This is a genomic window from Bacteriovorax sp. DB6_IX (assembly GCF_000447775.1).
Taxonomy (GTDB): domain Bacteria; phylum Bdellovibrionota; class Bacteriovoracia; order Bacteriovoracales; family Bacteriovoracaceae; genus Halobacteriovorax_A.
The window spans coordinates 1-7,465 of record NZ_AUNJ01000426.1 but is presented as its reverse complement, the minus strand read 5'-3'; the positions used below and the strand labels follow the sequence as shown (position 1 = coordinate 7,465).

Annotated in this window: 13 protein-coding genes; 11 read left to right on the top strand and 2 right to left on the bottom strand. The window is 37.5% G+C overall.

Features of this window, described 5'->3' with window-relative positions; genetic code table 11:
* Positions 1-176: DUF523 domain-containing protein (locus tag M901_RS13345; protein ID WP_021278725.1), on the top strand; the 176-nt coding region annotated here is incomplete at its 5' end.
* Between the two features lie 121 nt (positions 177-297).
* On the top strand, positions 298-684 hold the full coding sequence (locus M901_RS13340; RefSeq protein WP_021278731.1) for a hypothetical protein: 387 nt from the start codon (positions 298-300) through the stop codon (positions 682-684).
* Between the two features lie 66 nt (positions 685-750).
* Here the strand turns inward: M901_RS13340 and M901_RS13335 are convergent, their stop codons facing one another.
* On the bottom strand, positions 751-1,584 hold the full coding sequence (locus M901_RS13335) for a flagellin (protein WP_021278732.1): 834 nt from the start codon (positions 1,582-1,584) through the stop codon (positions 751-753).
* Between the two features lie 254 nt (positions 1,585-1,838).
* Between M901_RS13335 and M901_RS13330 the strand changes: the two genes are divergently transcribed.
* The 9 genes from M901_RS13330 to M901_RS13300 all read left to right on the top strand — a co-directional run bounded on the left by M901_RS13330 (position 1,839) and on the right by M901_RS13300 (position 7,179).
* The gene (locus tag M901_RS13330) at positions 1,839-2,789 is read left to right on the top strand and encodes a hypothetical protein (RefSeq protein ID WP_021278726.1); all 951 of its coding nucleotides are present in this window, start codon (positions 1,839-1,841) and stop codon (positions 2,787-2,789) included.
* A gap of 84 nt (positions 2,790-2,873) precedes the next feature.
* Positions 2,874-3,185, top strand: coding sequence for a hypothetical protein (locus tag M901_RS13325; protein WP_021278728.1), 312 nt, complete (start codon positions 2,874-2,876; stop codon positions 3,183-3,185).
* 276 nt (positions 3,186-3,461) lie between these two features.
* Positions 3,462-3,599, top strand: coding sequence for a hypothetical protein (locus M901_RS17600; RefSeq protein WP_021278734.1), 138 nt, complete (start codon positions 3,462-3,464; stop codon positions 3,597-3,599).
* Positions 3,562-3,855: a hypothetical protein gene (locus M901_RS17830; RefSeq protein WP_198295404.1), complete on the top strand. Its 294-nt coding sequence runs from the start codon at positions 3,562-3,564 to the stop codon at positions 3,853-3,855. Before M901_RS17600 ends, M901_RS17830 begins: the two co-directional genes overlap by 38 nt.
* A complete protein-coding gene (locus M901_RS13320; protein WP_157680015.1) occupies positions 3,779-4,642 on the top strand; it encodes a hypothetical protein in 864 nt (287 codons plus the stop codon). Before M901_RS17830 ends, M901_RS13320 begins: the two co-directional genes overlap by 77 nt.
* Positions 4,642-5,724 (top strand): HD domain-containing phosphohydrolase, encoded by a 1,083-nt coding sequence (locus tag M901_RS13315; RefSeq protein ID WP_021278729.1) that lies wholly within the window; start codon positions 4,642-4,644, stop codon positions 5,722-5,724. The genes M901_RS13320 and M901_RS13315 overlap by 1 nt, the downstream gene beginning before the upstream one ends.
* Before the next feature lie 18 nt (positions 5,725-5,742).
* Positions 5,743-6,141: a response regulator gene (locus M901_RS13310; RefSeq protein ID WP_021278727.1), complete on the top strand. Its 399-nt coding sequence runs from the start codon at positions 5,743-5,745 to the stop codon at positions 6,139-6,141.
* Between the two features lie 9 nt (positions 6,142-6,150).
* Complete coding sequence (locus M901_RS13305) at positions 6,151-6,660, top strand: Hpt domain-containing protein (protein ID WP_021278724.1); 510 nt, start codon at positions 6,151-6,153, stop codon at positions 6,658-6,660.
* 12 nt (positions 6,661-6,672) lie between these two features.
* Positions 6,673-7,179, top strand: a complete 507-nt coding sequence (locus M901_RS13300; protein ID WP_021278730.1) for a chemotaxis protein CheX — start codon at positions 6,673-6,675, stop codon at positions 7,177-7,179.
* Here M901_RS13300 and M901_RS17595 read toward each other — a convergent pair whose 3' ends face one another.
* Complete coding sequence (locus M901_RS17595) at positions 7,180-7,341, bottom strand: hypothetical protein (RefSeq protein WP_021278735.1); 162 nt, start codon at positions 7,339-7,341, stop codon at positions 7,180-7,182.
* Between the last annotated feature and the right edge of the window lie 124 nt (positions 7,342-7,465).

Below are 7,465 nucleotides of genomic sequence, written 5' to 3'. Positions count from 1 at the left end.
CTCTCAAGCTTGCAAAAATTAGTGGAGCAACTGAAGCTCTTCTAAAAAGTAAGTCGCCAATGTGCGGTCATGGAAAGATTTATGATGGCACATACTCAGGAAAACTTATTGATGGTGATGGGATTTTTGCCAATCTTCTTAAAAAGAATGGCATAAAAGTAAAATCTATTGATTAGTAAGCCTTATAAAATCAGTAATCTGAAAGAGAAATCTAAAAGTTAAAGCTTTTCTTAATTGAAAATAAGATGAGCTTAACTTCGATAATTGCTAATATGACAATATAAAGCAAGGTGGCCTATGAACTTCGAACATGTCCATAAGAATCTCATGATGGAATCCAATGCGAGGATTCTTAGTATTAAAACTTGTCTCCATAGTGTTCTTCAAAATGAACTCCCTTGGTATGCAGTCAAGGACAATATCTTTATAAAATTAGATTTCCTAATTGAGGTTCTAACAGATCATGGCCATGAAGAACTTAGTGCACACCTCTTGCATATAAGAGAGCTCTTTAGTGGAGTCGTCAATAATTACCTCATCGCAAAATCACTAGTTGAAATAGAAGAAATTCAAAAGGCCCTTTTAAAGGGTCCCTTTATTCTTTCACCAATTGAGTTTAATGGAGAATTCTCACTCAATATCTCAGGTTATTTTTGTGGAGAAGATCTCTTTGTGATCTCCTAAGAAAATAAAAAGGCCCCAGATTCCTGGGGCCAGTGGTTCCTTTTATAAGAAAGTTTATTAGATTAATTATCCAATAAGTTTTAGTGCAGCTTGTCCTTGTGCATTTGACTGAGCAAGTACTGAAGTACCAGCATTTGTAAGGATATCAAGCTTAGTTTTCTTAGCAGTTTCTGAAGCGTAGTCAGTGTCTCTGATACGAGAGTTTGCAGCGCTTAAGTTTTCAGAACTTACTTGTAGGTTTTGGATCGTAGAAGTAAGTCTGTTTTGCTTCGCACCTAGCTCGGCTCTTTGACCTGATACCATTTGGATAGCGTTATCAATTGAAGCTAGTCCATTTTGTGCATCTTCCTTAGAAATTACTGAAAGACCATCTACTCCAAGACTCGCAATTGAAGAATTCAGTTGCTGCGTATCAAATGAGATTCTATCCTGGAATGAATCGTTGTTGATACCAATTTGGAAATCATATTGGTCCCCAGCTCCGTTAAGAAGTTTCTTTCCGTTAAACTCTGTAACTTGAGAAATTCTTTCCATCTCTTGCTTAAGGTTTTGATACTCTAGATCAGTAAATTTTCTCTCTGTATCACCTACTGTGTCAGATGCTGATTGTACTGATAGTTCTCTTAGTCTGATAAGAATGTTTGAGATTTCGTTCAAACCACCTTCTGCAGTTTGAATCATTGAAATACCGTCATTCGCGTTTCTCTCAGCTTGGTTAGTTGATCTTACTTGAGCTTTTAACTTCTCAGAAATTGCTAGACCAGCAGCATCGTCAGCTGAACGTACAATTCTTGTACCTGATGATAGTTTTCCAAGTGTGTTAGCTTGATCTCTGTTGTTAACGTTGAGAGTTCTTTGTGCAGCTAGTGACGTGACGTTAGTGTTAATACGTAAACCCATTGATACCTCCTTGATCATCCTATCCGTTCTGGAGTTTGACCCTTCAACCTTGAGGATCAATAAGCTTACTGCTATTAGTGACTTAATTTATTAAGTTACTGGACTCTTGTCCATACACAAGCTTTTTCGGTAGGGTATTTACAATCTTTAGGAAATTTTTTCGATTTTTTTATTTTTTTTTAAGCGCGTGAAAAATCAACAGTTTATAGAGATTTTTCATTAAATAATCATCTCTATATACCGATAAAAAAAGCATGAGCGCAAAGAAGCCACTTATATTCGTTGCCCCTCTTAATGAATCTCTACAAAAGCTTAAAGAAGTAATTGAAGAGGTTGCAGAAGATGAGAAGATTGAGATTTTTGAAGTAGATGATGCTTCAGAAGTAGCTCAACTTATCCCTACTGTTGGGCAGTCACTTTCTATTTTTGGGAATCCCAAAAAGTGCGCCATGGTTTTACAACCAAATAGAAAAGTCATTCAAAAACTAAACTCAAAAGTTATTCTTCTAACGAAGAAATCAATGCCAAGAAAGACCCTAGATAAGTTTTCAAAGATTGGTCTTACTGAATGTATTGTTGAGCCAGTTGCACCAAAGACCCTACTTTATAAAGTCCGTCTACTACTGAGATCAATTGTTATTGCAGATGACACTGAGGATGAAGAAGTTGAAACTTCTTTTGGTGCCTCAGATTCAGACTCTGTCGACACAAAAGAGAAGCAAAGACTAGAAAAAGGTATTATGGCCGATGATGAGGATGTCCTCGACTATAATATGAAGTCCAAAAAAGACAAAGGACTAGATCTTAGTGCTGATGAAGATGAAGAAGAAAAGAAAAAGAGTTACGCAGAAGAGGCCATCCAAAAAGAGTGGAAGGGAAAGGTTAATGAAAATAACCTAAGCTTTGAAGAGGAAGAAGAGAAAAAGAAAAAAGATATTGAAGAATCTGAAAACTATATTGACTCTTATCTTAGAGGAAAGAAGTCCAAGACAACGGATGAACTCTTTGATGATGATGTCTCAACACAAAAGAAATCTCATTATGAAGAAGAGGACGATCTTGGCATTCATAAACTGAATAAAGAGATGACTCTAAATCTCGAAGCCGATGAAGATGAGGAAGAAGATGATCATGACCACGACGATCTCTATGGTAATGATGATAAGTACTATAAAGGAAAGTCTCTTCTGTTGATATGGAATTAGATGCTGATAAGATGATGACTCCCCGATTCTTACGAAGAAGAGGAAGAAGAGTTATCAAAGAAGAAAAGAGAAAACTCTTTAGATATGTCATTTGATGAGGATGATACTCAAAGCACTGAAGATGATTCATATGAAGAAGATGAAGATATCTACGAGCGTGAAAGAGATTTTGCCCTAGATCTTGAAGCAGATGAAGATGATGATCAAAGAAATTCTGAAGCACATGAGCTTGATGAAGAAGGAAAAAGATCCCGCACTGAAGAAGAGATGGCACTTGATCTCGATCCAGAAGAGAAAAAGCGAAGAAAGGCAGAGCAAGAACTCAGCCTTGAAGATGATAGAGAACGTCCTGAATTTGAAAAACAAGATGAAGAGGACAAAGGTTCTCATATGTGAGGAAAAGTCGACAAAAGTTGTCGAGTTAATCGATGAAGAAGATATCGTATGCGAGAAATCGCCATGACCTCATGGCCGATGAGGTAACTCGAAAGAGATTACGAAGAGGACGAAAAGTCCCTCGACCTAGATGCTGATGAAGATGATCTTAATCAAGAAACAAAGCTTGATCTTGAAGATGGACACTCAAAATCAAACGAAGAAACAGAAGACTCCCTTGATCTCGATGCTGATGAAGATGGAGAAGGCGCTCGAGATAAGCTCGACCTTGAGCTTATGGGAGATGAAGCTCATCACTCAGAAGATGAAGATCATCTCGAAGACTATGATGATGAAGTTGATGGCCCGGCCGCTTCACTAAATCTCTCTCTAGAAGATGGAGAGGCCGCGCAAAAGAAAAACAGAAGAAGATGATAGTGATTATGCTCGTAGAAAAGCAGGCTTAGATCTTGATCTCGAAGATGACTTCTCTCAAAAGAGACATAGTGCACACACTGAACATATTGAGACAAATCTCGATAGCAGAAAAGGTATTAAACACCAAGAGCAAGACTGGGACATTCTAGGGCAAAAAGATAAAGATGAATCCTTTGATGAGGAAAAGAAGAAGAAATCTGATATTCAAATTAGCTTCAAAAGAGGCCGTAGATCTCGGAGAGCAAACAATTGATTACAGAAAGCTTCAAAGTGAATTTGATGCCATCACTATAAATAGAGTTGGTGGTAAGAGAAGAAGAACTGGTCCAAAGTACTACTCTGAAGATATGACTGATGAAGAGTATCTTAAAAGTGTCTATGGTGAAGATTATGAAGACGCACTTGATGATATCGCCCAAGGACTTAAAAATAGGAAAGATCAGGCAACAAAGAAGGAAGTTTTTCACCCAAGACCACATGGAATTGACCAAGCGATAAAGGTGATGAACCTGTATCATAATAAATCACTTAATAAACTCGATATCTTTGCCTTTATGGCCACATCACTTCTTGAAGATTATGGAGGACACTCTTTCTTCTTCACGATGGACCATGAAAAGAACGAGTTCTCTAACACCTATTCACTACTTTCAAAAGAAGAAGGTGTTGATGAAGAAGTGCTAGAGAGATGGCCAGAGTTAAAAGAAGAAATGTACGACCAGTGGCTTGAGATGAATCTTCCGAAATGGAGTGATGAGAAAATGATCACAGAAGATAATGTCTTCTTCTACCCTATTTATGAAGGTGCTAATAAGCTAGGCTTTGTGATTGTAATGTTCAATAGACTAATAGAAAAAGATCAAGCGAAGAGTATCGAAATAATTCTCGAAACGGCCCGTGGAATTGTTCTTGATGAATTCCACAAAGCAGGTAAAGAAGAAAAGTATGATGTTGATCTAAGAAATAAAGAAGATGACCAAACTGAAGAAAAAGGATTCTTTAAATCACTCTTTGGTAAATTTGGAAAGAAGGCAAGCTAATGAAGGTTCCAGCAGAATTATTCCACATTGAAATAGAGCATCTGCATTTGGAAGATAAGAGAATATTTCCTTTTCACATTTACGTCTATAATCCTCAATCAGAAACATACTCTCCTTACCTCTACGCTAACAGTCCTATGGGTAATGATAAATATGAATTCATTCAATATATTGTTGAAAGAGGTGGAGAAATTGCTGTTGATAAGAAACAGAAAAGAACCTTTCTTCATGATATGAGTCTTAAAGAAGAAGATATCCCTTCACTTAGAGAAAAAGAGCTAACAGAGCTTGAAAAGAAGCGACTAGAAAAAATTCAGAAGAAGAAACACGAGCTGGAGCTTAAACAGCAATCTGATCCAGAAGCTATGGGTGAAGCCCAAAAGCAATATGACCTCAAAGACGGGCTTGCCGCCTGCTTAAAAGTCGATAATTTTCTTCCAATGATCTTGGCCGCAAAAGAGGAAATAGAGCTCTTTGAACTCACTGTATCACATACTGTGTCTCTGGCCGCCTACTTGGCCGAAGAGCTCTTAACAGAAGATAATTTCACTAATCGTATCGTGGCCTTCAGCTACTTCATGACCAAGAATATGGACATGAAGGACCAAGAGACCTTGGCCGATATCGTTTGTGCCTCATTTTTTGCACACTTAGGCTATACACAGCTAGATTATAGTATCTCTCATACTCCACAATTAGAGCTAACAGAAAAGCAAAAGAAGAAACACGAGAAACATCCTGGCTATTCACATCATATGTTGGTTAAAAGTGGTCTCGAGGTCAGTGATCGTTGTAAGAATATCATTTTTCAACACCATGAGCGCTATGGAGGGATGGGATATCCGAATCAAAAGCGTGGTGAATTTATAGATATTCTGGCCCTGATTCTAGGGGCCGTAAGCCATATATTTGAATTTAGTAGTGGTAGAGTTAATGGTAGTCCCCTACCTTTAGAGTTGGTTATTAACCGCTTGAAAAATAAAACCTTTACCTCTGGACTTGAATTCGACTTTGGCGATAAAATATATGAGAACCTCATACATTTAGTAAATATTGAAAATAACAAGAAAGAAGCTGCTTAATTCAAGGGAGAATCGAAAATGGCGCTAAAAGCGAATATGAAAATTTTGGTTATTGATGATATGGCCACGATGAGAAAAATTATTAAGAACATGCTTGGTCAAATTGGATTTACCAATATCGATGAGGCCGATGATGGGGCCACTGCTCTACCAATGATTGAAGGTGCAACAGCAAGTGGTGAACCCTATGAGTTTATTGTTTCCGACTGGAACATGCCTCAAATGACAGGTCTTGAACTGCTTAAAACACTAAGAGCGTCTGATCAATACAAGGCCCTTCCATTTCTTATGATTACAGCGGAAGCTGAACAAGGAAATGTTGTAATCGCCGTTAAAGCAGGAGTAAGTAACTTCATTGTTAAGCCTTTCTCTGCTCAGGTACTTAAAGAAAAGATTGATAAGATTTTTAACAAATAAGGATAAGCAATGGGTCTACTAGACGATCCTTCAATGAGAGAGATTGTAATTGAATTTTGTGATGAATCACTTGAGCTTCTTGACGAGCTGGAAACAGTTCTAGAGGATCTTGAAGATGATCCAACCAGAGTTGAACTTCTTGAAAAATACGGGCAGGTGATTGACCGTATTATGGGTGCTGCTCGATCAATCGGTGCAGATGAAATAGGTACATTCTGTGAACTTGGTAAGGCCATAGGTTATAAATCAAGTCAAACCAGTGATCCTGCCCTACTAGAAGTTGTTGTTGGAATCCTATTTAGTTCTCAAGAGTTACTAGTGAAGATGGTGAACAAATTAAAGACCGGTGATGATAATGGTCTTAAATCTGTTAACACTCAAACATTTGTGACAAGACTAAAATGGTTACAAGACAAATTTAAAAATATTGAAAGGGCTTCAGTCTCATTTAATGCAGACTCTAAGAAAGAGCTTGATCAATCCTCTATTGATGACTTGATGTCGAGTTTAGGACTTTAATCGGAGATACTAATGTCAAATGCAAACTTTCTAGAGTTTTCTAAACCATTTATTGAAGCCGCTAAAAATGTCTTTGAAACAATGGTTTTTACAAAACTTGAACCAGGTAAGCCTTCAGTAAAAAAGGACAACACTTCTAAGGGTGATGTCTCTGCAATAATTGGTCTCTCTGGAGAGGTCACAAAAGAAGATGGGAATAAGAAATACAGAGCGATGCTGGTTATTTCATTTCCTTATGACTCTTATATTAAAATCGCAAGTGCCATGCTTATGGAAGAATACACTGAGTTTAACGAAGAAATTCGAGATGTCGGTGGAGAGATCTGTAATATGATTATGGGTAATGCAAAGAGAGATCTCGCAGGAATTGGATATACAACAGATATGGCCATTCCATCAATTATCGAGGGACCTGGTCACACAATCAAGTACCCAGAGAAGACAACTGTCGTTATCATCCCTATCAAATCAGCTCATGGCGAAATGTTTATTGAACTATGCTATGCCGAAGGTGAATAATTAAGAAAATGTATTATAAGGGAGTTTATTGACTCCCTTCCATACATTTAACTTTGCCCTCACCTCACAATCCTCTTCCTTATCTTTACCTTTAAGAACATCGATTTTTGCAAAGCTTAACTGCTCACTCGATCCACCTTTTCCAAAATCAAGGTGATACATACGTGTCCAGGTTCCAGTATTGATAAAAGTTTTTCCATTTGTATAGGTTCTACAAATAGGGTCATGAGTGTGCCCAACAATAAGAATATCGGTATCATCGGCTTTTGCAGATAATCAAAAGTAA

Bases quoted from the DNA above. Each gene is read 5' to 3' on its own strand.
- M901_RS13340 (WP_021278731.1), top strand. From the start codon at position 298: ATGAACTTCGAACATGTCCATAAGAATCTCATGATGGAATCCAATGCG.
- M901_RS13335 (WP_021278732.1), bottom strand. From the start codon at position 1,584: ATGGGTTTACGTATTAACACTAACGTCACGTCACTAGCTGCACAAAGA.
- M901_RS13330 (WP_021278726.1), top strand. From the start codon at position 1,839: ATGAGCGCAAAGAAGCCACTTATATTCGTTGCCCCTCTTAATGAATCT.
- M901_RS13325 (WP_021278728.1), top strand. From the start codon at position 2,874: ATGTCATTTGATGAGGATGATACTCAAAGCACTGAAGATGATTCATAT.
- M901_RS17600 (WP_021278734.1), top strand. From the start codon at position 3,462: ATGGGAGATGAAGCTCATCACTCAGAAGATGAAGATCATCTCGAAGAC.
- M901_RS17830 (WP_198295404.1), top strand. From the start codon at position 3,562: ATGGAGAGGCCGCGCAAAAGAAAAACAGAAGAAGATGATAGTGATTAT.
- M901_RS13320 (WP_157680015.1), top strand. From the start codon at position 3,779: ATGAGGAAAAGAAGAAGAAATCTGATATTCAAATTAGCTTCAAAAGAG.
- M901_RS13315 (WP_021278729.1), top strand. From the start codon at position 4,642: ATGAAGGTTCCAGCAGAATTATTCCACATTGAAATAGAGCATCTGCAT.
- M901_RS13310 (WP_021278727.1), top strand. From the start codon at position 5,743: ATGGCGCTAAAAGCGAATATGAAAATTTTGGTTATTGATGATATGGCC.
- M901_RS13305 (WP_021278724.1), top strand. From the start codon at position 6,151: ATGGGTCTACTAGACGATCCTTCAATGAGAGAGATTGTAATTGAATTT.
- M901_RS13300 (WP_021278730.1), top strand. From the start codon at position 6,673: ATGTCAAATGCAAACTTTCTAGAGTTTTCTAAACCATTTATTGAAGCC.
- M901_RS17595 (WP_021278735.1), bottom strand. From the start codon at position 7,341: ATGTATCACCTTGATTTTGGAAAAGGTGGATCGAGTGAGCAGTTAAGC.